Genomic DNA, 23,400 nt, shown 5'->3' on the forward strand with positions numbered 1-23,400 from the left:
GCATACTATATAATTGTGAATGACGATTAGAGAGTAAGAGACCCGCCGCGGCAAGGCGGAGAGCCTCTGAAAGGAATGGCTATCCAATGAGCAAACAGCAATGGGCTGATGACTTAAAGCAGATCATCGGCGATGCACACGTGAAAATAGATGAATCTCTTTCCCTTCATACGATGACCCGGATGGGCGGGCGAGCGGACCTGTTCTGTGACCCGAATACGGAAGAAGGCGTTCAGGCGGTCGTCCGCTATGCGCACGAAAAAGGGATCCCGGTACTTCTGCTCGGGAACGGTTCGAATATGGTCGTCCGGGATGGTGGCGTCCGCGGCATCGTGCTGAACCTGTCGGAACTGAATGAGATCCGCTTTGACGGCAAGTCTGTGTACGCGGAGAGCGGGGCGGACATCAAGGATGTCTCCCGGCAGTCTGCGGCTCTTGGCCTCACCGGTTTTGAATTTGCCTGTGGGATTCCGGGTTCTGTCGGCGGCGCGATGGTCATGAACGCCGGTGCCTATGGCGGCGAGATCAAGGATATTATCCACCGCTGTACGGTCCTGACGCCTGAAGGAGAACGTTTGGTGCTCTCCAAGGAGGAGCTGGAACTCGGCTACCGGACCAGTGTGATCGCGAAAAAAGGATATTATGTCCTGTCCGCGGAATTCCTGCTTGAGGAAGGCGAGCAGGAAGAGATCAATGCGAAGGTCGCGGATCTTACGCACCAGCGCGAATCCAAGCAGCCGCTCGAGTTTCCTTCCGCGGGCAGTGTGTTCAAGCGTCCTCCGGGCTATTTTGCCGGCAAGCTGATCCAGGATTCCGGCTTGCAGGGCAAAGGCTTCGGGGGGGCGGAAGTATCGACCAAGCATGCCGGATTCATCGTCAATAAAAATGATGCCACGGCGACCGACTACATTCGCACGATCGAGATGGTCCGCGAAGCGGTCAAAGACAATTTTGGTGTCGACCTCGAGCTCGAAGTAAAGATTGTCGGGGAAGAATGATAGACAGCAAGGGAGCGCGGACACCGGTCCGCGCTCCCTGTTTTAAAGGCGTACCCAGTGCACGGGTGCCATATAAAAAAGCGGCTGCCCGACATGGACAGCCGCTTTCTTTATTGAACGTGTTTTTCCTCCGCCATGCGTTCGACGGTACGTGATTCTTCAATCCGGTCATCATCCACATGCACCTGGCACATCTTGTGGTCATGCATGAATTTGAAGATGCCGTTATTGAAATCGGTCCCGATCTCCTTGAAGAAGATCCCTTCGAATTCGCAGCCTTTCGACTGGGTGAAGCTGACGCGGTAGTCTTCGCCGTCCTTGATCAGGTACGCGCGGACGCCTTTTTCATACATGTCCTCTTCCACGGACTTGATGGTCCTGGCGACGGAGACGACATGCAGGTCGGCGAACGGAATTTCACGGAGCAGGACGTTGATGAACGACCCCTTGGTGATTTCCTCCCACCGGCTCTGTGCGGTCTGGCCGATGACGATCTGGGTGACATTCTTGTCATAGGCCACTTCCTTGATGACCTTGGCGGAAGGGAGCCGCTCGCTGTCCCGGAGGATGAACGCCTGTGCGCCGAGTTCCTCCGAGAGTTCCTGCCATCGCTCCACGTATTCGGACTTGTCGGCGTCAAACTGGTCGAACGGCAGGGGGTCGACCGTCAGGATATAAAACGGGCAATTGAGCATGCTGGCCATTTTATGGCCTCTCCGGATCAGCCGCTCGCCGTTCGGGCCATAATAGACACAAACGAGAATGCACTCATCCATTCCCGGCTTTTTCAACATGGCGGTGAGTCACCTCTTGTTCATAATAACTGGGCTGCCGGGATAGTGCCCGGCGCCTACTTCGAAAGCCAAGACATTATAAGACATCCCAGAGAAAAACACAACCTGACCGGCTGACAGGGGACATGAAGTGCGAATAGGGCAGATTTCCTGTATACTTTTAAGTGGGAAATCAGTGCCGCAGAAATGCGGCAGCTGTGTTTCGCATGCCCTTTATACATAACTGCAGCCCGTGACTCCCGGAAGGGTTCCGGACGCTGTTGCACCATATTATGCGCCCTGCCGGCCGTTACGTCAAGGCGGCTTGCCCGGAAGGTGCTCACGACCTGATTGGAGGTTCCCATGTACGCTGTATTTGTCATCTTTCTCCCATTCATTATGGCAGCGCTCCTGCCGCCGGTCCACCGTCTGATCGGCGATCGCCTGATCGGCTGGTATGTCATGGCGGTGCCGCTTATTCTCTTTGCCGCCCTTGTCCGGCTTATCCCGAGGATTGCGGATGGAGAGATCGTCTCCGCTTCCTATGCCTGGATTCCGGATGCCGGAATCGATCTGGCCGTCCGGATTGACGGTCTCGGCATGATTTTTGCACTCCTCATCACCGGGGTCGGCACGCTGGTCGCCCTCTATTCTATTTATTACCTCTCACCGAGGGAATCACTCGGTCACTTCTATGTCTACCTGCTCTTATTCATGGGCGCCATGCTCGGCGTCGTCTTTTCAGATAATCTGATGCTTCTTTATACGTTCTGGGAGCTGACGAGCATTTCGTCGTTTCTTCTGATCGCGTTCTGGTATCACCGGAAAGGTTCCCGTTACGGGGCCCAGAAGGCGATGCTCATCACGGTCATGGGAGGCGTGTCAATGCTCGCCGGCTTCCTCATGCTCTACTTCATGACAGGGACGTTCAGCATCAGTGAAATCATCGGGATGCGGGAATCGCTTTCCGGGGCGCCGCTGCTTATTCCTGCGATGGTGCTCATTCTCCTGGGGGCGTTCACCAAGTCGGTCCAGTTTCCTTTCCATATCTGGCTGCCCGACGCGATGGAAGCGCCGACACCGGTCAGCGCCTATCTGCACTCTGCCACGATGGTCAAGGCGGGGATTTACCTGGTCGCATTGTTCACGCCTCTGTTCGGCGGCCTTGAATCCTGGTTCTGGTCACTGAGCATTGCCGGGATCGTTACGCTGCTGTGGGGCGCGTTCAATGCGATGAAGCAAAACGATCTGAAGGCCTTGCTCGCTTATTCCACGATCAGCCAGCTCGGACTGATCATGAGCCTGCTCGGTTTCGGGTCCGTGGCGTTGTCTGAGTCTGCCGCGGGTGATCCGACGGCCTACGCGGCCGCCGGCTTTGCAGCATTTTTCTATCTGCTCAATCATTCGACCTTCAAGGGGCTCCTTTTCATGGTCGTGGGGATTGTCGACCATGAAATCGGGACGCGGGACATCCGCCGTCTCGGCGGTCTCATGTCCTTTATGCCGGTGACGTTCACCTTTGCCGTGATCGGCAGCTTCTCGATGGCCGGTTTGCCGCCGTTTAACGGATTCCTGAGCAAGGAGATGTTCTTCGGGGCAGCTGTGGACGTCGCGTCCGGCCAGCCGTTTGCCGGCGGAGCCGAGGTGCTCTTCCCGGTTGTCGGCTGGCTCGCGAGTGTCTTTACGTTCGTCTACTGCACGATCATCGTCTACCGGACATTCCTGGGCCCATCACAGCCCGAGAAGATCGACCGTGTACCGCACGAGGCGCCTAAGGGGATGCTGGTCGCTCCCGGCATCCTTGCTGCGCTGGTCATCGTGATCTTCTTTTTCCCGAATGTGGTCGGCAAATATGTGATCGGTCCCGCAATGTCCGTCATGTTCCCGGAACTCTCCCGCCAGGCGGATCTTGTTCCGAAAATAGAGGCATGGCATGGATTCAACTTGCCGCTTCTTATGACATTCGGAGTCATCGCTCTTGGCCTGCTGCTGTTCATTACGTTCCGCCACTGGAAGAAGGTTTACCGTGTCGCGCCGTTTCGCTGGACGATGGACTCCATATACCGAAGCATGCTCGGGGCCGGGGAGGCAGGTTCCACGATCCTCACCGATCTATATATGACCGGAAGAAGCCGTGACTATTTTGCCTTCATCTATCTGTTCTTCCTCGTTACTGTAGGCGGAATGCTTTTCCTGACCGGGGCTTTCGATCCTGACTTCACCAGGGGACCGGTCGGAATCTTCGAGATATCATTTGTCATCATCATGGCGTTTGCAGCAATTGCGATGCTGTTTGTCCGGTCGCGTATTACGGCGACCCTTCTGAACGGGGTGCTCGGTTACTCTGTCGCCATCTTTTTCGTCTTTTTCCGGGCGCCGGACCTTGCACTTACGCAAACGGTCATTGAAACGGTGACGACGGTGCTGTTCCTCCTGTGCTTCCACTTTCTTCCCGAATGGAAGCCGGAGGATTCTCCGCTCCGGACCAAAGTTGTCAACGGGATCATCGCGGTCGGCGCCGGTACGCTGGTCACCGCATTTGGCCTGACCGTCCAAGGGTATGACGTCTACGAATCGATATCGGGCTATTTCGAGGATTCCTACAAGCTTGCAGGCGGCAGCAACATCGTCAACGCCATCCTCGGCGACTTCCGTGCGTTCGATACGATGCTGGAAGTCGTGGTCCTCTTTATCGCGGGCATCGGCGTCTATACGCTGATCGCCCTCAAGCCGAAGAAAGGAGGGGATGACGTTGAAGGAAAATGATGTGATTCTCCGGACCGTCACCCGCGCAGTCGTCTTTATCATTCTGACTTTCGGAGTGGAACTGTTTTTATCGGGGCACCACAATCCCGGCGGCGGCTTTGTCGGTGGACTTGTGCTGTCTTCAGCGCTCGTCCTTCTATATGTAGTCTTCGATATCGAAACCGTCCATCAGGGTGTGCCATTCGACTTCCGCAAGATTGCGGCTTTCGGCGCCGTCATATCCCTCCTGTCGGGGACCGGGGCAGCCGTGTTGGGCAAACCGTTCCTGACGCAGGGCTTCGGCTATTTTGACTTGCCGATCTTCGGACTGACCGAACTCGCTACGGTGACGATCTTCGAAGCGGGTGTCGCGCTCACGGTCATCGGCACGGTGGTCACCATTATCTTGAGTATCAGTAAGGACGTGTAGCAGATGGAATTCCATATGATTATTCTGGTGGGCATTCTCGTGACCGTAGCGGTCTATCTGCTGCTGTCCCGCAATATGATCCGCATCATCCTCGGCACGGCAGTCCTGTCGCACGCCGTACACCTCCTCCTCATCACGATGGGCGGAGCGGGGGAAGGCGGCGTCCCGCTCCTCCGGGAGTCCGACGGGCCGTACGCCGATGCACTGCCGCAGGCACTGATCCTGACGGCGATCGTCATCAGCTTTGCGACGACCGCGTTCCTGCTCGTGCTGGCTTACCGGACGTACGAGGAAAGCGGATCCGACAACATGAACACCATCAGGAGGATTGACCGTGAATAATATCTTAGTCCTCCCGATGCTGCTTCCGCTGCTCACCGGATTTGTGCTGTTTTTCCTGCGGCCTTCCGTAAAAGCGCAGAAAATTGTAAGTCTCCTGTCTCTCCTGGCTTTGGTCGCTATCGCCGGCCGGATCCTTTACCGGATCAGTGATGAAGGTATCCTTAGGCTCGATTTCGGCGGGTGGGCGCCGCCGTTCGGCATTTTGTTCGTCGGAGATTCCTTCTCCGCGCTCCTGGTGCTCACGGCCTCTGTGGTCTCCGCCCTGATCATCGCCTATTCCTTCACCGCGACGGAGCGCAGGATGGAGAACATGTTCTTTTATCCCTTTGCCTTCTTCCTTGTCGCGGGTGTCAATGGTTCGTTCCTGACAGGGGATATGTTCAACCTGTTCGTCTGTTTTGAAGTCATGTTGCTTGCTTCGTACGTACTTATTACGCTCGGAGGCGGCAAGGTCCGCCTGGCGGAATCGATGAAGTACGTCGCGATCAACGTAGTGGCGTCCTGGTTTTTCCTCGTCGCACTCGCATTCCTTTACGGGACGGTCGGTACGCTCAACATGGCCCACGTTTCCGTCCGCGTGGCGGAAGCCGGGCAGGGTCCGCTGCTCAGCGCTGTGGCGGTCGTGTTCCTGATCGTCTTCGCGCTGAAGGCGGGGCTTTTCCTGTACTTCTGGCTGCCGGGTTCGTACAGCTCACCGCCGGGCCCGATTGCCGCGCTGTTCGCGGCACTCCTCACGAAAGTCGGCGTGTATGCAATGTTCAGGACGTTCACACTCATGTTCTATCATGATGACTTCATCATGGGTACCATCATCGGCACGATGGCGGTCGTGACGATCATAGCCGGCTGCCTTGGCGCGGTCGCCTATACCGACATCCGCCAGATTGCTTCGTACAACGTCATCATCGCGGTCGGATTCATGGTCCTTGGCCTGGCTGTCTTTAATGAAGAAGCATTTAAGGGTTCCGTTTTCTACCTCATTCATGACATGGTCATCAAAGGGATCCTCTTCCTGATCGTCGGGGCGATGGTCTACCTGACCGGCAAAACGAAAATCACCGAGATGAGCGGCCTGATCCGGAATTATCCGGTGCTCGGCTGGCTGCTTTTCCTCACCACGCTCGGCCTGGCCGGAATTCCGCCGCTCAGCGGATTCATCGGCAAGATGTATGTCGGCCTCGGTGCAGTCGAGGGCGGTAATTACTTCCTTCTATTCATCGGATTCGCCTCGAGCCTTATCGTGCTGTATTCGATGCTCCGGATCTTCATGAACTGCTTCTGGGGCGAGACGATTATCAACCGGGAAGACCAGCGTCTTTATCCTGCGAGGCGGCTGATTCCGATCGCGATTCTCGGGGTCCTGACAATCGGCATCGGAGTCGGTGCGCAGGCACTGGAGCCGTTCGTCTCCGATGCGGCCCGCGTGATGGCAAACCCTGACCTCTACATTGACGCTGTCCTTGGGGAGGTGGAATCATGAACAAGTTTGCCGGAGACGAGGGATTCGGGGCGACAGCTGCCCAGTTCCTCCTGAACCTGTTCATCGCGTTTCTCTGGATGCTGCTTCTCGATGAGGATCAGTTCCGGGCGACGACGTTCATCGCCGGATTTATCGTCGGGATCTTTATCGTGTTCTTTATGCATCGGTTCTTCGGCACGCAGTTCTACCTGCGCAAGCTGTTCGCCATCATTAAGCTCATCCTGATCTTTATCCGGGAGCTTGTCTTGTCGAGCATGTCCGTCATCACGCAGATCCTGAGCCCGACATTAAAGATCCGGCCGGGTATTTTCCGGTATGACACGATTCTCGAGAGTGATGTGGAAGTCACCATGCTCTCCCTGCTTCTGACACTCACACCGGGATCGGTCGTCATGGAAGTGACGGAAGACGGGCAGGGACTCTACATCCATGCGATGGATCTTGATACCTCGAAGGAAGCGCTCATCAGCCAGTTGAAGAATTTTGAAAAAGCGATCATGGAGGTGACGCGATAATGGTGAAAATCCTCATGCTCATCTCGCTGGTGCTGTTTTCGTTCACGATCCTGATCGCAGTCTATCGGATCATCAAGGGTCCGTCGAAGCCGGACCGCGTCATCGCGCTTGATATGATCGGTGTGAATCTGCTGGCATCCATTGCGGTCGTGTCCTGCATCCTCCTGACAAAGGCTTTCATGGAAGTGATCCTGATCCTAGGCATCCTGAGCTTTATCGGGACAATTGCTTTCTCGAAGTACATAGAGAGGGGGATCATCGTTGAACGCAGACACAATCGTTGAATACGTTGCGGCGATCCTCATGGTCACGGGCGGGATAATGAGTGTCGTCAGTGCGATCGGCATCATCCGTTTGCCCGATGTGTACACACGATCCCATGCGGCGACGAAAAGCTCGACGCTTGCCGTCCTGCTTTCTTTGCTCGGTGCATTCCTTTATTTTTGGGCGGTCGACCGATTCATCAGTGTCCGACTCCTGCTCGGGATCATATTCGTCTTTCTGACGGCTCCTGTAGCCGGGCACGTCATCATCCGTGCCGCGCACAGGTCGGGCGTCAGGCTGGCCGACATCTCTCAAGGCGATGAGCTGGAGGAAGCAAAGGAAGCCAGGAAAGAGAAGGAAGCAAAGAGAAAACCCGAAAAGGAAAATGAAAGCAGATCTGATGGCTGACGGCCGTCCGGATCTGCTTTTTCTGGTGAGTGCTTCATGAGGGGCGAGAAGGATTTTACAGGTAAAGGGAGAATCTCTTGGTCAGGGGGGATGATGGAATGAGCAAGTGGCCGAGGTGGCTGCGCTTCGCCTTGTATGCGGCGGGGGCGGTTGTGGTATTGGGTGTTGCCGCACTGATTTTCGTAAACGTTTACATAGGAAGATCCGCTCCAGTCACGGAAGGTGAGCTCCGCGTGCCGGTGCTGGATTCAGAGGTCACGGTTGTACGTGACGAAAAGGGCGTGCCGCATATCCGTGCGGAATCCGATGCCGACCTATACAGGGCGCAAGGGTATGTCCAGGCGCAGGACAGGATGTTCCAGATGGACCTGGCCAGAAGGCAGGCCTCCGGCAGGCTGGCGGAGGTGGTCGGGGAGGCGGCGGTGCCTTCCGACAAGCTGTTCCGCACATTCAGCCTCCGGCATGCGGCTGAGCAGTCGCACGAGGGCTACGGGGAGGAGGCAAGGCAGGTGCTTGGGTGGTTCGCCGAAGGGGTGAACGCCTATATCGACGAAGCGAATGAAGACGGCAACCTGCCGTATGAATTCAGCCTGCTCGGGTACGAGCCGGAGGAGTGGACGCCGCTGGATTCCCTCACAATCGGAAAATTCATGGCCTACGACCTTGGGGGCCACTGGCAGGCGCTGGCATTCCGGCACTGGGCGGTAAATAACTTTGACGGTGAAAAGATGGAGGAGCTGTTTATCCATTATCCGGAGGATGCACCTTCCATCATTGAAGCGAACCGCACAAACCCGGTCCGGGTCGCGGGTGCGTTTGATGCATCGCTGATACCGCCGGAGTTCAACGGCAGCAACAACTGGGTTGTCTCAGGTGACAAGACGGCGTCCGGCAAGCCGCTTCTCGCGGATGACCCGCACCTGGGACTGACGACGCCGTCCATCTGGTACGAGATGCATCTGGAATCGCCGGAGCAGAATGTCGCCGGTGTCATCTTCGGCGGTATCCCGGGCATCATCCTCGGCCACAACGAGGAGATCGCCTGGGGCGTGACGAATGTCGGGCCGGATGTGCAGGATCTGTATATCGAACAGCCGAACCCGGATGATCCGACGCAGTTCCTCTATGACGGAAAGTGGGAGCAGGCAGAGGTGCGGGATGAGCCGATCCGTGTGAAGGACGGGGAAACCATCGATTACCACACAGTCACCACACGGAGGGGGCCGATCATCTCGAACCTGATGTTGGAAGAAACAGGGCCGGGTGCGGTGCTGTCGATGCAGTGGACGGCGCTTGAGCCGACCCGGGAGCTTGAGGCCGTCCTGACGTACAATAAGGCATCTGACTGGGAAGAGTTCGAGGAAGCATTGGAAAACTTTAACGCGCCGGCGCAGAACTTCGTCTTCGCTGCAAAGGACGGCACCATCGCCTACAAGGCGAACGGCAACATCCCGATCCGCAAAAAAGGGGACGGGCAGCTGCCGGTACCGGGCGATTCGACGGAGTATGGCTGGGAGGGTTATATCCCGTATGACGAATTGCCGCGTGCCGTGAACCCGGAAGAAGGGTTTATCGCCACCGCGAATAACCAGGTCATCGGGGAGGACTATCCGTACCACATCACAGAATTCTGGGCGCAGCCTTACCGTTACGAGCGGATTGCAGAAGTGCTCCGGGAAGGGGATGACCTGACACCGGAGGACATGATGGCGTTGCAGATGGATGTGAAGAACCTGTATGCCCGGGAATTCCTGGATGACATGATCGGCTCGCTAAAGGCGACAGGCGCGGCGGAAGAATACGCATCCGCCGTACGGATGCTTGAAGACTGGAACCTCGAGGATGATAAGGACCTTGGCGCGCCGCTGATCTTCCACAGGTGGATCCAGCAGTTGCCGAGGACGATGCTGCGCCCCTCCATGCCGGGAGATGTGTATGCTCTCATGCCGGGCAAGAACCACATCACCGATGAAATGATGCGCCAGGCTTACGCCGGAAACCCGGGTGCCTGGGTGACGGGTTACGGTGGAGTCGATGCATGGGTCACCGATTCGTTCAAGCGTGCGGTCATGTCGATCGCGGACGCCTACGGGGACGATGCGGACAACTGGAAATGGGGCGACTATCACCAGCTCGTCTTTCCACACCCGGTCGGAGGCGCATCACCGATCCTTGAGCGATTCCTGAACCCTCCGCGCACGCCGGTCTCCGGCTCACACGTCACCGTTCAGGCAGCCGGATTCAACTACGACGGAACCGCCGACCACGGCGCATCCTGGCGGTTTGTCGCCGACCTGTCCGACCTGTCCGGCACGTGGCACATCGTCGGCCCCGGACAAAGCGGCCATGTCAAATCCGACTGGTTCCATGACCAGGTGGACGACTGGGTAAAAGGCGACTATCACGAAACACGGATCGACGGAACCGCAGAAGGCGACGAGCTGAAGTTTGTGCCGTAAAGAGTGGAGTTGGGATAAGGTGCTTGGAATTGCAACAAGGACTGCAGATTTGAAATAAGGCTTGTGCACTTGCAATAAGAATGCCCTGCTTAAGGTAAGACGACAGATTATACGGAGAGAGGGGAAGGAATGAGGGGGATTTTATTCAGTTGGCTGATTGTTGCAGGTCTCATTGCGGCAGGCTGCAGCGACCCGGAAGTCACGAGTTTCAGTGAAGTCAATCAGTTGCCGGGTAAAGCGTGGGAACAGGTTGATCCCGCCTTGTCCCTTCAGATGCTTAATTCGAAAGACAAGTCCTACATCGTCTTTCAATCCGAGCAGGCTGTGGAGGCAGACTACGAAATCAAAGACAATATGGTCATCATCAAGCTGGAAGAAACCGTAAGCACGCAGGGCGCGGGTACAGACACCCACGTTTACGAACTGACAACTGACGCCAAACAAGACACGATCGAAGTCAGGGTGAACGGGGAGCAGCGGCCGTTTGATAGCGTGACCGGTTTCTGAGGCGAAGAAAAGAGAACTTCCACAAATCTGGAAGTTCTCTTTTTACTTAGGTCGCAAAATCACCGGAATTCCGCTTTCCTGACAACCCTTCCTTTTCTGCCGGTCGTCGTTTCCGCGTGCAGAAGCGACTGCAGGACAGCTTCCTCGGTCGAGGCGATTGCCGCTTCGAACAGGTCGTTCATGACCGGGTGGTCGTCTTTGATGATTTCCCGGGTGACGGTTATGTCCTCGCCGCCGTGCCGGGTCAGCAGCCCGTTGGAAAAGGCGATGATGATGTCACCGCTCCCGTTGTGGATGTGGGTGCCTGTCCGGCCGAGCCCGATTGCGGCGCGCTTGGCAATGCGTTTTAGCTGGCGGGCGTCCAAAGGAGCATCGGTCGCGACCACGATGATGACCGAGCCGTCCGGGCGCTTTTCATCATCGGCAACCGGTGTTTCGGGGGCCGGCTCTTCCGGCGATACCCATCCCGGGAAGCGGCACTCATGGCCCCGGCCGAAGTTGGTGAGTACGAGCGTGCCGACGGTAAATGACCGGCTGCCTGCCTCGACGATCCGTGACGAACTGCCGATGCCGCCTTTTGCCCCGTAGCAGATCATGCCCTTGCCTGCGCCGACCGCGCCCTGCGCCAGTTCCCCACCGGAAGCTTCTCGAATCGCGCGGACGGCGTCTTCCGGCCGCACGGCCATTTTCCGCATCGAGTTCAGGTAGCTGTCGTTGCACTCACCGACCACGATATTGAGCGAGCTGGTGGAGTCCCCGATCGCCGGATTCTCATCGAGCATGTATTGGAGCGTGCCTTCAAGCACTGCGCCAACGCTGAATGTGTTTGTCAGCATGATCGGTGATTCCAGCACGCCCAATTCCTCAACCTGGACGAGCCCGGCTGTCTTGCCGAAACCATTTAGGACAAATGAGGCAGCTGCGGGCTTTTCCTCGAACCAGTTGCCCCTGTGCGGCAGGATGGCCGTCACCCCTGTGCAAAAATAATCATCCCCATCCCAGGGCCGGTCAAGCGTGACATGGCCGACCGACACTCCTGCGACGTCCGTGATGGCATTCCACTTTCCTTTTCTCATTGCTTTTCCCCCTTGCGAGCCTGATCTGCCTCCCATTATCTCAAAGTTCAATTACAAATGGGTGCATAAAAAAACCGCCCCCCTTTTGGGAGCGGTTCACTTCACAAGCAGGACGGGGCATTCGGCTCGCTTGGCAACTTTATGGCTGACACTGCCGAGTACCATCTCCTGGAAAGCGTTCAGACCGCGGCTGCCGACTATGGCCAGGTCGTAGCCGGCCGAATTAATGAATTTGACAATTGCAGGGCCGGGTTCGCCGAACTCGATCTGAAGTCCGGGCCGGATACCCTTGTCACTGAAAATGGCGAAAACCTCGGACAGCTGGTCGCGGATGCGCGCATCCAATTCTTCCTTTGTGACGTTTTCGAGTTCCTGCGGACGGGAGCGGTCATGGTCGACCACGTAGAGCAGGTCGGCGGCTGCACCGGTGGCCTCCGCGATGGTGGCGCCGTGCTTGGCCGCGCGTCTGGAATGGGCGGAGCCATCCACGGCAATAATGATTTTCTCGTACATGAGTCCGGTATCCTCCTTCGGTTTCCGGAATGGGCAGCTGGGAGCCGCCCGCCGTCGTCCGGTCATCCGGACGCGGGGAAACGTTCTCTATATTAATACTATATTCCCTCCATGCCGCAGAAAAACCTTTTGCACCAAAAGAAAAAACAATCAAACAACGTTTTGATTGACCTTGATTCCTGTAACAGCCGGTCATACAATGGGGTCGTCGCGGCTTTTGAGCATCAGTAAAGCCGGAAAACGTTGTGTAAATTGAAAAAAACGATTATGTTTTCATTAGGACATAAAATTGCCGCTCTGCCTCCTGCAAATCCGGGAGCAGTGCGCGGCAGGGGGGACACGCATGAAACTGACGGAATGGACGATGCAGGAACAAGAAGAGCTCATCCACTTCATGACGGAAAACAGCTGGCCGTACCATGGCATCCCGCATCCCGCGCGGAAGATGATCGAGAAGGCGATCGACGACGGCGGCTATGAATCCGACGAGGTAAAAACGTTCTGGGTGGAAACGGATGACAGGGAAAAGATCGGCATCGTCAAGCTGTATGACATGCAGGACGAGATTCCGATGTTTGATCTGAGAATCGCGGAGCGGGCGCGGGGCAGGGGCTTCGGACCGAGGGCGCTGCGCCTCATCTGTGACTATGTGTTCAGCCTGCCGGACAAGAAGATCCGGCTGGAAGGCCATACCCGCCAGGACAACGCCGCGATGCGGAAGACGTTCGAGCGGGCGGGCTTTGTGAAGGAAGGCCATCTCCGGAAATCATGGTATTCCCCGAAAGAGGACTCCTACTATGATGCCGTCACGTACGGCATCACGCGGGAGGATTTCGAGAGCGGCAAGACGACCCCGGTGGAGTGGAACGACCGGGAAAGCGCCGCGGCAACAGATGAGCACGGCCGTCCGCCGGGCTTTGCGGATGAGTTCCGGTCGGAGCGGCTCCTGATACGTGCTCCGCGCCTGGAGGATGCCGCCGATGTATATGATGCGCTCACCTATTCCCACCCGGAGCTGAAGGAATGGCTTCCGTTCGCCAAGGACAAGCCGACGCTCGAAGGCGTGGAAGACAGTCTGAGGGGAGCGGTGGCCGATTTTATCACACGGAAAGATCTGAGACTGCACCTTTACCGTTTGGAAGACGGCGCGTTTATCGGTTCTTCCGGCCTGCATCGCATCAACTGGGACGTCCCGAAATTCGAGATCGGTTACTGGATTGATACCCGCTACACGGGCCATGGCTACATTACGGAAGCCGTTGAGCGGATCACGCAGTTCGCCGTGGAAACGCTTGGCGCGCGACGCGTTGAGATCCGGTGCGATACGAAAAATGAAAAGAGCCGTGCCATCCCGGAAAAGCTTGGCTTTGAGCTTGAAGGTGTCCTGAAAAACGACGCTGTAGCATCAGACGGCAGTCTCCGCGACACCAGTGTTTATGCAAAAGTGAACTAGAGCATTAGACGGCGGTCCCTGAATGAAGGCCGCCGGTTTTGGCGGAGCAGCGCCGGGATTATTGGCAAATGTTTAGCAAACCGCGATCAATGCTTTCAGATCAAACATAAAGGGATGCCGCCATATGTGTGCGGCATCCCTTTATTCAATGTTTGTTCCTGCCGGTGATCAGCTGGAAGATGAAAATGATACCGGCGATGATAAGGACGATGTGGATCAGCCCGCCGAAAATGTCGAGCAGGAAGCCGATCAGCCAGAAGGCGATCAGGATCAGGATGATCCACCAAACGATTTTGCCCATGAGGTCACCCGCTTTCCGTCTTGTCTGTTAATCAAATCCTACCCCTCGCACAGCGCGGATAAACCGGCCCGGGCGCCGTGGCGTCCGTGCTATAATGGACGGACAGGCAATGGAAGGGGCGGATCTGATATGGCGACGCCGAGCATGGAAGACTATCTGGAGCAGATCTGGCTGAAGTCGGCGGCAACCGGGGAAGCGCGTGTTTCCGACATCGCAGAGGCGCTGGAAGTCCTTCCGTCATCCGTGACGAAGATGGCGAGGAAGCTTGACCGGGAAGGCTATTTAGTTTATGAACGCTATAAAGGGTTAATATTAACTTCAAAGGGTGAAGTATTCGGCCGGAAGCTGGCCGGGCGCCATGAGCTGCTCGAACGCTTTCTCCGGCTGATCGGCGTAGACGAAAAGCATGTCTACAACGACGTCGAAGGGATCGAGCATCACCTGAGCTGGGACGCGATTGACCGCATCACCGATCTTGTGCGTGTCCTCGAGGCCAACCCTGCGACGCTGGACCAGCTGGAGCGGAACCGCGCCGCGGACCGTGCAGACGAAGAAAGGGAGAGATAACTATGACAAAGGCCGAATCCGGGCGAATCATCGAGGCGCTCGCGGAAAGGCGGGAAGGGTCCCGCTGGGTCCTGTCCTGTGACGGACAGGATTTCAATATGAATGCGTCGGAAGCACCGGAAGACCTGAATGAAGGAGACCGGCTGAAAGTTTTCCTCCACCCGGACCGCCGCGGCAACCTCGTTGCGACGAGCCGGCTGCCACGCATAGAGGCCGGTTCGTACGGCTGGGCTGAAGTGATCGATATAGATGGGCGCGATGGTATCCGGACAGACATCGGCTCATCCGTCGAGGTCATCGTGAACCCGAAAGACATGCCGCAGCTCAAGGAACTTTGGCCGGAGCCGGGCGACTGCCTCTACATGACGCTTCGTACGGATAAAGGGGGCAATCTGTTCGGCCGGCTCATTACCGAAGAGCGCATCAAAGAAGAATATGTGGACGCACCCGCATCCCTCTTCAACAAGAATCTGAAGGCGAGGGCATACCGTCTGTTGCCGGTCGGGGCGTTCATGCTGAGCGAGCCGCAGAAATATAGGATCTTCGTCCATCACAGCGAGATGAAGTTTGAGCCCAGACTCGGACAGGAAGTCGAAGTGCGGGTCATCGGCATCCGGGATGACGGCTCGCTTAATGGGTCACTCCTGCCCCGGAAGGAAGAGCGGATCGGTGATGACGCGGAAACTGTCCTTCGATACCTGAACGGAGCGGGCGGCAAAATGCCGTTCACCGACAAGTCGAGACCGGAGGAAATCGAGGAGATGTTCGATATGAGCAAGGCCTCGTTCAAGCGCGCGCTCGGAAAGCTTCTGAAAGAACGGAAAATCGTACAGGAAGACGGCTGGACTTATTTGAAGGATGCCCAGCGGGATTCATGAAACTTTTTACCCTCCCTGCCCGTTATATGGGTAGGGAGTTGCTTTTGTATTCAGGAAAGGGGAAAACCTCATGATCAAGAAGAAGAGATGGGCATTGCCCGCAATCATAGCATTAATCCTTTCGCTGGTGGCGGGCCCGGCCATATCTGCTGCGCCTGCGGTCGATGAGCGGCTCGGGATTCCGATTGTCGTATACGGCGCAGACCTGACCGCCGACCAGAAGGAAAGCGTCAAGTCGAGCCTAAAAGTTGCGGAGGAAGCGGAAGTCGAGGAAATCACTGTTTCCGGACAGGACCTCGGAAAGTACATCGAGGGTTCCAACCCGCGGGCACGCATGTATTCATCCGCGAAAATCACCGTGACCGAGCCGGGCAGCGGCCTGGTCATCCAGATTGTCACGCCGGACAACATCACGCAGGTCACGTCGGACATGTATGCGAACGCAATGCTGACAGCGGGAATTGAAGATGCTGACGTGGACGTTGCCGCACCGAAGCCGGTCACCGGCCATTCGGCGCTTGCGGGGATCTACAAGGCCTATGAGGCAAGCGGCGGCACGCTCGACACGGAGCGGACCGATGTCGCAAACGACGAGCTGACCGTGGCGACAGAGCTCGCCGAAAAGTCGGGCGTCGATGAACAGAAGGTAACGGAGCTCCTCACCGAGCTTAAACAGCAGATCGCCGAGCAGAATCCGGCGACAAAGGAAGATGTCGAGCGCATCGTTTCCGAGCAGCTCGACAAGCTCCAGATCGAGCTGAGCCCGGAAGACCGCCAGCTGCTCATCGATCTGATGGACCGCATCCGCCAGCTTGATATCGACTTTGGCCAATGGTCAGATCAGCTCGGACAGTTTGCGCAGGATTTCAATGACAAATACGGCGACAAGATCCGCGAGACGGTGAATGACGAAGGCTTCTGGCAAAAAGTCAAAGACTTCTTCAACAGCCTGATTGACTCGGTCCGCTCGCTGTTCAGCGCCAACTGATAGAAAACGGATGCCCGGCAAATTTGCCGGCGCATCCGTTTTTGCTTTTTAAAAGGCAAGGGTCGCGACGAAAGTGACGAATCCGCCTTCGAAAGTGACGATTCGCCCTTCTCGAGTGACGAATCCCTCCCGAGTTATTCTCAGGCGTTCCGCAGTCCGGCCGTCATCGGATCCGCTGTCCCAGCTCCCTGTACCATGACTCGGTTTCTTCCGGATTGCCGCCCGTAATGAAAACCGGTCGATCAGTTGTCTCGATCAGAAGGATAGGGGACTGCTCTGTATCGACGAACAACAGCGAAGAGCCATGGCCTTCGACGGAAAACCGGCCTTTAGCGTAGTCGGCAAAGCCGAATCCGTTTTCCTTGTAGCGGACTGTCGGCATCGTGTCGAGCAGTTCCGCGGAACGGATATCCTGGTAGAGGATCCTTTCACCATACATGCCTGAAACCTCAATCGCCGACTCGCCGAATGTGACATCCGGCTGTTTGGCCCCGATAAAGAGTAGGACCGCAGTCCCGCCAATCACCACGACTGTCATGATCACCGAGATGAGAAGGGAACGCTTCCTCTTATGCGGGACTTCGCGGCGGGACAGGATGATCAGCCCCCCAAACAGCACCAGCATCATGAAGGCCATCTGCACTTCAAATGTATAGCGGAAACCGGTAAGGCCGAGTGGCATGAGGAGAAGCAGCCCCGCTGCGATAAGGAAGAATATCCGGCCGACGCCCTGCGGATAGCCGTTCTCAATCAGCTGCTGTTGCTCTTCTTCGGAGCGTGTGGCGAATCCGGAAATAAGCATATAGGAGCGGCGTTTCAGGATGATGTAGGCAAACAGTGCGAACAGGGCAATCAGGAACACCTGGGTCCAAAAGATGAGTGACATGATTTTTTTCCTTTCCAATCGGGTATCGTTTTTCAAGTGTATCGGGGATGCCTGGAGATTGCAAAAGCGCAAGTAGACGTATATGATTAAGTAAAGTATCTTGAAATCAAGATAAAAAGGAGCGAACGGACATGCAACTCGGAGGAATTCACCATGTCTCGGCCATCACGGCCAGCGGAGCAAAAAACCATGACTTTTTCACCAGGGTACTCGGCATGCGGCTCGTCAAGAAGACGGTCAATCAGGATAGCACCTCGATGTACCACCTGTTTTATGCCGATGCGGTCGGCACGCCGGGAACGGATATGACGTATTTTGAAATCCCGATGGCGGGCCGCACCTATCCTGGCGTTTCTTCCATCAGCAGCACCGGTTTTCGGGTCAAGTCTGAAGAAGCGCTTGCGTTCTGGATCCGGCGGTTTGATGAATTGGGTGTGGACCACGAAGAGATCAGGGAGCGCAACGGCCGGAAGACGCTGGCCTTTACCGATCATGAAGGTTCAAGGCTGATGCTCATTGCAGATGACGGATCGGGCGTTCCGTACGGGGTTCCTTGGAAAAAGTTTGATATTCCTGAAGAATTTGCGATTGTCGGGCTCGGTCCTGTAAAATTGACGGTACGTCACCCGGAACGGACGGAAACGGTCCTGACTGAAGTGCTGAATTTCAGGAGGGCGGGGACCTACCCATCTGACGTGCCCGGCATGCCTGACTATATCGTCTACGAAACCGGTGAGGGCGGAGCGGGAGCGGAAGTGCACCTCGAGACGCGTCCGGACCTGCCGCTGGAGCGGCCGGGCAGGGGCAGCGTTCATCACGTCGCCTTCCGCGTTTCGACTTTCGAGGAGTATGACAGATGGCTTGAGCACCTCGAGCGGGCAGGTTTCCAGACAAGCGGCAAAGTGGACCGGTACTATTTCCGGTCGATCTATTTCCGTGAGCCGAATGGTATTTTGTTCGAACTTGCAACGGACGAACCCGGCTTTGACTCTGATGAGCCGATGGACTCGCTTGGCGAGACGCTGGCACTTCCGCCTTTCCTTGAGCCGCGCCGACAGGAAATCGAGGCGTCACTCAGTCCTTTGGAGCTTGACTGATCGCCGTTTTGGGTACACAAATGGGGAAAGGGGAGTTGGATCATGGAATTTGAACTGAAAGAACTGGGCAGCGATGCCTATGCATTCGTGCATGAGGAAAACGGCAAGAGGGATGCGGAGATCACTTGGACGAAGATGGGGGATGTGATGGTCATGGACCATACATTCGTAGACCCTTCACTCCGCGGAGGCGGCGTAGCGAAAAAGTTGCTTGATCGTGCAGCTGACTATGCACGTGAAAACAATTATAAGATGGAAGCGGTCTGCTCTTATGTCGTGACCGCATTTGACCGCTACGATGAATATGAAGATGTAAAAGCCAAATAAACACACGAAAAAAGCAATCCGTTCCGATTTGATCGGGCGGATTGCTTTTATGTTTGATAGTGGCTGATCGTCATAAAGTCCTCCCTCAGAATGTGAAGAAAATCAGAATTGCCGTGAGAACAGACGATCCGGCAATGGCATACATCGCATCGGACTGACTAAAGATGAGTTTTTTTTCCATGGGTTCGTCTCCCCCTTTGTAAAATGTGTGATGCTATGAAAGTACCCCTTGAAATAGGTGGGTAAACCTTCCATTTTACAGCCTTCTAAAAAAGTTGAAACCGTGTGTGGTTTCATCCGTAAGAAGAAAGGTAGAATAAAAGAAAATCAAAAGAGGTGTCGCCAAATGGAACAGAACTCCTTTAACCGTCCTTTTAAACGGACCGGGGAACGCGTCCTCGGAATCGTCGGCCTGGTTTTTAACATTCTCGGTGTGATTATGACACTAGTCGTGAACAGCCTGATGAAGTCGCTGACGAACGATCCGCAATTCCAGCAGGAATTCGAAGCGGAAATCTGGAATGACCCGACGCTCACTGAGTCGGATGCGCAGGCCATCGTGGACATGATGTATATGGGGATGGACTGGATAGTCAGCTTCGGCTGGTTCTTCATCGCTGCCCTGGTCATCAGTTCGATCCTGATCGTGATTGCACTTATCAACCTTAGTAAGAACTCCAAACTGAGCGGAATCCTATTCATCGTCGCCGGCGTGCTTGCCGGAATTATTTCCCTGACATCCATCCTGCTCTACATCGCCGGTATCATGTGCTTCGTGCGCAAGCCGCCTGTAGAAGAGGAATCGGTCTATGGAAATGACACAATGCGTCCGCTGTGACCGACCCTGCCCCGGCCTATGCCGGGGCTTTTTCTATTTATGTGGGAGTGGTAGTGGAGAATCAGTGGCTGATATAAATAGGGATTAAAAAAAGGTCAAATGTGCAAAAAAAAGCACCGGCTCATACGAGAGCAGGCGCTTTGAGATAATAGACATATTGAGCTGTGACTGTCGGATAGCCTTCGAACAGTTCGTCGAATTCTTCAAGAAGCTCGAAACCTTGCTTTTCATAAAATGTGCGGGCGCCTTCATTCAGGCAGTCGACGTAGACGAACAGTTGGCGGCCGTCTTCCAGTGAAGAGAGGCCGGCTTCGAGCAGTGCCGAGCCAAGTCCCATTCCCTGATATTCCGGGAGCAGGTACATGTCGGTCAGCTCTGCATCGCCGTCTTCGTCCACACGGGTGAAGTTGGCAAATCCGACCGGCCGGCCCTCATGCTCCGCGATCAGCATCGTGGTCTTTTCCAGCCGTTTCATCATCATCGGTGCAGCGTAGGCGCGTGTGAGGAAGGACTCCTGTACCTCTTCCGGGAGGATGCCTTCATACGTGTCATCGTAACTGACCGCCGCAATCTGCCGGACGGTCTCGATATCATGTCGTGTCATCAAACGGATCATGGAAAAGGTCACCTCGCCAAATGATTTCCATCAACTATAACAAATAAATCAGCCTTCCGATACACATTGTGGAATAATGTAATCAAAATGAAATGAAAGAAGTGGGACTATGAACTGGAGTGTCAAAAGCTTTTCGGAACTGACGGTGGACGAGCTATATGAAATCCTCAGGCTGAGGGTCGACGTGTTTGTAGTGGAGCAGGCTTGTCCCTACCCGGAAATCGATGGAAACGACCGGGATGCCCTCCATCTGATCGGCATGGAGGGGGATACGATTGCGGCTTGTGCGAGGGTGCTCAAACCGGGAGACGTGCATGAGCATCCGGCAATCGGCCGGGTGATCGTCAGGAAATCCCACCGGGGAAAAGGGATTGCCCGCGAACTTGTCGAAAAGGCAAAGCAGGTCGTCACGGCGCGTTATGGCGAGTTCCCTGTGCACCTATCAGCCCAGCATCATCTGGAAGACTTCTATGCGTCATGCGGATTCCGTACGGTTTCCGAGCCATATGATGAAGACGGGATTCCCCATGTGGATATGCTGCTGTTGGTTTCCGCCTGGGAGTGAGGGGGTATACTGCACTATGAAGCCAATCACGACCGAAATCGAACTGGAGGATGATGGATATGGCAGGCAAAAATAAGAATCTCTTACTGGCTGGTCTCGCGGCAGGAGCTTATGCGTATTTCAGCAAAAAGGAGAACCGCGACAAGGCGATGGTCGCCTTCAATAACGTGAAGACGAAAGTGGATTCCTTCATGGAGTCCCAGAAGGTGAACCGTAACTACGAGGATACGAAAGCGGGCCATTCCGATCCGTATGACTTCCAGGATAATGACATGGTGGCGGAAGGCGCCCAGACTAGCGTCCACTACTACAACCAGGAAGTGGAGGACAAGAAGAACAAGAAAAAGAATCCTGATGAGGACGGACTCTATCACAAAAAAGAAACCGGCGAGCCGGCAGGCCAGCAAAAAGCCAGCCTCGGAAGCAATGATGACACGGCTGAACAGCTTAACGAAGACACGGATTCAGTCACGACGGAAAACCGCATCAATACGGATAAGTTGTAATACTAGAGCGGCAAAGATGCCCATCCATGACAGGATGGGCATCTTTTTTGCATAAATGTGTGAAAAACGAATGCTGAAGGGTATAGAATTAGTACATAAGAAATCCGGAAGGACGTGCGTTATGGAGAAACAGGAGGCGGTATTTATCCTAAATCCTTCTTCGGGGAAGGAAGAGGCGGAATCATACCGGGAACTCTGTATAGAGGTGCTGGAGGGAATGGGCTACACAGTCACGGTCCGAGCCACGGAGAAGCAGGGGGACGCATCTGACTTCGCACGCGACGCTGCGAGAGCGGGATGTCCCCTTGTTGTCGCGATGGGCGGCGACGGTACGGTGAATGAAGCCGTCAATGGCCTGGCAGGAGAAAAGAGACGGCCGGACTTTGCCTTTATCCCGCTGGGCACGGTGAACGATTTTGCGCGTGCTCTTTCCATTCCGCTTGACCCCGGGGAAGCCATACGCGGACTGCCGGATTTTGTCGTGAGGCCGACGGATATCGGCCTGGCCGGTGACCACTACTTTATGAACATTTTGGCGGTCGGAAGCCTGGCTGAAGGGGTAATGGATGTGCCGGTCGAGGAAAAGACGAAATTTGGCCCGCTAGCCTACGCGGCACATGGCCTCCAGAAGCTGATAACGGACGATGGGAACCGATTCACTATCACCCACGACAGCGGTACATGGACCGGGCAGGCATCACTTGTTCTGGCGGCTATGACAAACTCGACGGGCGGTTTCGAGAAGATGAACCCGGATGCCAAGACAGACGACGGACTGCTTCATCTGACTGTGATCAAACAGACGAAGCTTCCGAGTCTCCTGAAAATGTCCGCCGCATTGCTTCTTGGGAAACTGCAGGAGGACGGAGCGGTCGAAACACTCCGGACAACCCGTGCAAAAATCGAAACGGATGAGCCGATCGCCTGCAACATTGACGGTGACGAATGCGGGACGACTCCGGTCTCGATCGAGGTCCTGCGCGGTCACCTGAATATACTGGCTCCGGAAATAAAGGAAGGAGAATGACCATGCGTGGAAAAGGTGCAGGAGGATGAGAGAATCAGGTCTTCAATACATGACGAATCTGTTCATGGACCGTGTGGAAGTCCTGAAGTCATATGAGCGAAGCGAAGATTTCTATCATCTTGAGAAAGATCTGCTGGAAGCGATGGCAGAAGGGGACCGAGCCAGAGCGAAGGACAGACTAAACCAGATTGTCACGATGGTGAAGGATATCGCGGGGGACCGGTGGGTTAAAGACGTCGCGAATTACTATGTTATCTTCGCCGCGCTCACTGCCCGCTTCCTGATGGTCCCGAAGTTTTCTCCGGAATGGGCAGTCGCGACAAACATTACCGCGATGAGGATCGTCGACCGGAAAGCGGACAGGAAAGACATCGTAGAAACGACCAATGACCTCGTTGAATTCTTCATACACGTCCTTGAGGGCCGGGACAAGCCGGAACTTTCGCATCCGGTCGTCAACGATATTATCCAGTTCATTGATGCCTCGATCGAGGATCCGATTACAGTCGAGCAGCTAGCGAAGCGGGCCGGCATCAGCACGAGCCATCTGTCACGAATCTTCCGCGAACACGCAGGCCTGACGCTGATCGACTACATCAACATGCGGAAAATAGAAGAATCCCAATTCTATCTCCGCAACACCGATTTGAAGATCGCAGAGGTATCGGACCGCTTCAGCTTCTGCAATCAGAGCTACTTCACGAGGACGTTCAAAAAGTATACAAATGTGACGCCGAAGCAGTTCAGGGAGCGCAAAGACATCGATTACTTCTCCTCAGTCTTGCCTGGAAGCGGAGAAGCGGCCCGAACATAAATTGAAAAGCCTGCAACGGGTGGTGTA

General features: G+C 55.4%; 27 protein-coding genes. 21 read left to right on the forward strand and 6 right to left on the reverse strand.

Annotated elements, in window-relative coordinates; translation table 11 throughout:
- Nucleotides 1-86 precede the first annotated feature (86 nt).
- Nucleotides 87-998, forward strand: coding sequence for a UDP-N-acetylmuramate dehydrogenase (gene murB, locus BMX91_RS13450; RefSeq protein WP_092055332.1), 912 nt, complete (start codon nucleotides 87-89; stop codon nucleotides 996-998).
- Nucleotides 999-1,108: 110 nt separating this feature from the next.
- Here murB and BMX91_RS13455 read toward each other — a convergent pair whose 3' ends face one another.
- Complete coding sequence (locus BMX91_RS13455) at nucleotides 1,109-1,792, reverse strand: adenine nucleotide alpha hydrolase family protein (RefSeq protein ID WP_092055333.1); 684 nt, start codon at nucleotides 1,790-1,792, stop codon at nucleotides 1,109-1,111.
- 342 nt (nucleotides 1,793-2,134) lie between these two features.
- Between BMX91_RS13455 and BMX91_RS13460 the strand changes: the two genes are divergently transcribed.
- From BMX91_RS13460 to BMX91_RS13500, 9 genes are all read left to right on the forward strand, one after another.
- A complete protein-coding gene (locus BMX91_RS13460) occupies nucleotides 2,135-4,537 on the forward strand; it encodes a Na+/H+ antiporter subunit A (RefSeq protein ID WP_092055336.1) in 2,403 nt (800 codons plus the stop codon).
- Entirely contained in the window at nucleotides 4,524-4,946 is a 423-nt protein-coding gene (locus BMX91_RS13465) for a Na(+)/H(+) antiporter subunit B (RefSeq protein ID WP_092055338.1), read from the forward strand. The genes BMX91_RS13460 and BMX91_RS13465 overlap by 14 nt, the downstream gene beginning before the upstream one ends.
- A 3-nt stretch (nucleotides 4,947-4,949) precedes the next feature.
- Complete coding sequence (locus BMX91_RS13470; protein ID WP_092055340.1) at nucleotides 4,950-5,288, forward strand: Na(+)/H(+) antiporter subunit C; 339 nt, start codon at nucleotides 4,950-4,952, stop codon at nucleotides 5,286-5,288.
- Nucleotides 5,281-6,768 carry a Na+/H+ antiporter subunit D gene (locus tag BMX91_RS13475; protein ID WP_092055342.1) on the forward strand — a complete coding sequence of 496 codons (1,488 nt, stop codon included), beginning with the start codon at nucleotides 5,281-5,283 and terminating at the stop codon, nucleotides 6,766-6,768. The genes BMX91_RS13470 and BMX91_RS13475 overlap by 8 nt, the downstream gene beginning before the upstream one ends.
- The gene (locus tag BMX91_RS13480) at nucleotides 6,765-7,283 is read left to right on the forward strand and encodes a Na+/H+ antiporter subunit E (protein WP_092055344.1); all 519 of its coding nucleotides are present in this window, start codon (nucleotides 6,765-6,767) and stop codon (nucleotides 7,281-7,283) included. Before BMX91_RS13475 ends, BMX91_RS13480 begins: the two co-directional genes overlap by 4 nt.
- The gene (locus BMX91_RS13485; RefSeq protein WP_092055346.1) at nucleotides 7,283-7,567 is read left to right on the forward strand and encodes a Na(+)/H(+) antiporter subunit F1; all 285 of its coding nucleotides are present in this window, start codon (nucleotides 7,283-7,285) and stop codon (nucleotides 7,565-7,567) included. Before BMX91_RS13480 ends, BMX91_RS13485 begins: the two co-directional genes overlap by 1 nt.
- The gene (locus BMX91_RS13490) at nucleotides 7,545-7,955 is read left to right on the forward strand and encodes a Na+/H+ antiporter subunit G (protein WP_092055348.1); all 411 of its coding nucleotides are present in this window, start codon (nucleotides 7,545-7,547) and stop codon (nucleotides 7,953-7,955) included. The genes BMX91_RS13485 and BMX91_RS13490 overlap by 23 nt, the downstream gene beginning before the upstream one ends.
- Nucleotides 7,956-8,053: 98 nt before the next feature.
- Nucleotides 8,054-10,414: a penicillin acylase family protein gene (locus BMX91_RS13495; RefSeq protein ID WP_092055350.1), complete on the forward strand. Its 2,361-nt coding sequence runs from the start codon at nucleotides 8,054-8,056 to the stop codon at nucleotides 10,412-10,414.
- Nucleotides 10,415-10,543: 129 nt separating this feature from the next.
- Nucleotides 10,544-10,921: a hypothetical protein gene (locus tag BMX91_RS13500; RefSeq protein ID WP_092055352.1), complete on the forward strand. Its 378-nt coding sequence runs from the start codon at nucleotides 10,544-10,546 to the stop codon at nucleotides 10,919-10,921.
- 59 nt (nucleotides 10,922-10,980) lie between these two features.
- Here BMX91_RS13500 and BMX91_RS13505 read toward each other — a convergent pair whose 3' ends face one another.
- Entirely contained in the window at nucleotides 10,981-11,997 is a 1,017-nt protein-coding gene (locus BMX91_RS13505) for a DmpA family aminopeptidase (protein WP_092055354.1), read from the reverse strand.
- Nucleotides 11,998-12,093: 96 nt separating this feature from the next.
- Nucleotides 12,094-12,510, reverse strand: a complete 417-nt coding sequence (locus BMX91_RS13510) for a universal stress protein (RefSeq protein ID WP_092055357.1) — start codon at nucleotides 12,508-12,510, stop codon at nucleotides 12,094-12,096.
- 343 nt (nucleotides 12,511-12,853) lie between these two features.
- Here BMX91_RS13510 and BMX91_RS13515 point away from each other — a divergent pair, with 343 nt between their 5' ends.
- On the forward strand, nucleotides 12,854-13,963 hold the full coding sequence (locus BMX91_RS13515; protein WP_092055359.1) for a GNAT family N-acetyltransferase: 1,110 nt from the start codon (nucleotides 12,854-12,856) through the stop codon (nucleotides 13,961-13,963).
- Between the two features lie 145 nt (nucleotides 13,964-14,108).
- Here BMX91_RS13515 and BMX91_RS15655 read toward each other — a convergent pair whose 3' ends face one another.
- The gene (locus BMX91_RS15655; RefSeq protein WP_143059391.1) at nucleotides 14,109-14,264 is read right to left on the reverse strand and encodes a lmo0937 family membrane protein; all 156 of its coding nucleotides are present in this window, start codon (nucleotides 14,262-14,264) and stop codon (nucleotides 14,109-14,111) included.
- A gap of 129 nt (nucleotides 14,265-14,393) precedes the next feature.
- On the opposite strand from BMX91_RS15655, the gene mntR reads away from it, so the two are divergent.
- The 3 genes from mntR to BMX91_RS13530 all read left to right on the forward strand — a co-directional run bounded on the left by mntR (nucleotide 14,394) and on the right by BMX91_RS13530 (nucleotide 16,697).
- Entirely contained in the window at nucleotides 14,394-14,831 is a 438-nt protein-coding gene (gene mntR, locus BMX91_RS13520; RefSeq protein ID WP_092055362.1) for a transcriptional regulator MntR, read from the forward strand.
- A 2-nt stretch (nucleotides 14,832-14,833) separates the two neighbouring features.
- Nucleotides 14,834-15,709, forward strand: coding sequence for a CvfB family protein (locus tag BMX91_RS13525; protein ID WP_092055364.1), 876 nt, complete (start codon nucleotides 14,834-14,836; stop codon nucleotides 15,707-15,709).
- A gap of 70 nt (nucleotides 15,710-15,779) precedes the next feature.
- Nucleotides 15,780-16,697 (forward strand): DUF1002 domain-containing protein, encoded by a 918-nt coding sequence (locus BMX91_RS13530; RefSeq protein ID WP_092055366.1) that lies wholly within the window; start codon nucleotides 15,780-15,782, stop codon nucleotides 16,695-16,697.
- 163 nt (nucleotides 16,698-16,860) lie between these two features.
- On the opposite strand, the gene BMX91_RS13535 is transcribed toward BMX91_RS13530, so the two are convergent.
- Nucleotides 16,861-17,583, reverse strand: coding sequence for a DUF3784 domain-containing protein (locus tag BMX91_RS13535; protein WP_092055368.1), 723 nt, complete (start codon nucleotides 17,581-17,583; stop codon nucleotides 16,861-16,863).
- A 131-nt stretch (nucleotides 17,584-17,714) separates the two neighbouring features.
- Between BMX91_RS13535 and BMX91_RS13540 the strand changes: the two genes are divergently transcribed.
- The 3 genes from BMX91_RS13540 (at nucleotide 17,715) to BMX91_RS13550 (ending at nucleotide 19,845) form a co-directional block, all read left to right on the forward strand.
- Nucleotides 17,715-18,680: a ring-cleaving dioxygenase gene (locus BMX91_RS13540; protein ID WP_092055371.1), complete on the forward strand. Its 966-nt coding sequence runs from the start codon at nucleotides 17,715-17,717 to the stop codon at nucleotides 18,678-18,680.
- Nucleotides 18,681-18,722: 42 nt separating this feature from the next.
- A complete protein-coding gene (locus tag BMX91_RS13545; protein WP_092055373.1) occupies nucleotides 18,723-19,007 on the forward strand; it encodes a GNAT family N-acetyltransferase in 285 nt (94 codons plus the stop codon).
- Nucleotides 19,008-19,353: 346 nt separating this feature from the next.
- Entirely contained in the window at nucleotides 19,354-19,845 is a 492-nt protein-coding gene (locus BMX91_RS13550) for a DUF4064 domain-containing protein (protein WP_092055375.1), read from the forward strand.
- 121 nt (nucleotides 19,846-19,966) lie between these two features.
- On the opposite strand, the gene BMX91_RS13555 is transcribed toward BMX91_RS13550, so the two are convergent.
- Nucleotides 19,967-20,461 (reverse strand): GNAT family N-acetyltransferase, encoded by a 495-nt coding sequence (locus tag BMX91_RS13555; protein WP_092055377.1) that lies wholly within the window; start codon nucleotides 20,459-20,461, stop codon nucleotides 19,967-19,969.
- A 109-nt stretch (nucleotides 20,462-20,570) separates the two neighbouring features.
- Here BMX91_RS13555 and BMX91_RS13560 point away from each other — a divergent pair, with 109 nt between their 5' ends.
- The 4 genes from BMX91_RS13560 to BMX91_RS13575 all read left to right on the forward strand — a co-directional run bounded on the left by BMX91_RS13560 (nucleotide 20,571) and on the right by BMX91_RS13575 (nucleotide 23,373).
- Nucleotides 20,571-21,026 (forward strand): GNAT family N-acetyltransferase, encoded by a 456-nt coding sequence (locus BMX91_RS13560; RefSeq protein ID WP_092055379.1) that lies wholly within the window; start codon nucleotides 20,571-20,573, stop codon nucleotides 21,024-21,026.
- 59 nt (nucleotides 21,027-21,085) lie between these two features.
- Nucleotides 21,086-21,532, forward strand: a complete 447-nt coding sequence (locus BMX91_RS13565) for a hypothetical protein (protein WP_092055382.1) — start codon at nucleotides 21,086-21,088, stop codon at nucleotides 21,530-21,532.
- Nucleotides 21,533-21,653: 121 nt separating this feature from the next.
- Nucleotides 21,654-22,559, forward strand: a complete 906-nt coding sequence (locus tag BMX91_RS13570) for a diacylglycerol/lipid kinase family protein (protein ID WP_092055384.1) — start codon at nucleotides 21,654-21,656, stop codon at nucleotides 22,557-22,559.
- Between the two features lie 25 nt (nucleotides 22,560-22,584).
- Nucleotides 22,585-23,373, forward strand: coding sequence for an AraC family transcriptional regulator (locus BMX91_RS13575; protein ID WP_092055387.1), 789 nt, complete (start codon nucleotides 22,585-22,587; stop codon nucleotides 23,371-23,373).
- The last annotated feature ends 27 nt before the right edge of the window (nucleotides 23,374-23,400 follow it).

Source organism: Bhargavaea ginsengi (genome assembly GCF_900109165.1).
Lineage (GTDB): Bacteria > Bacillota > Bacilli > Bacillales_A > Planococcaceae > Bhargavaea > Bhargavaea ginsengi.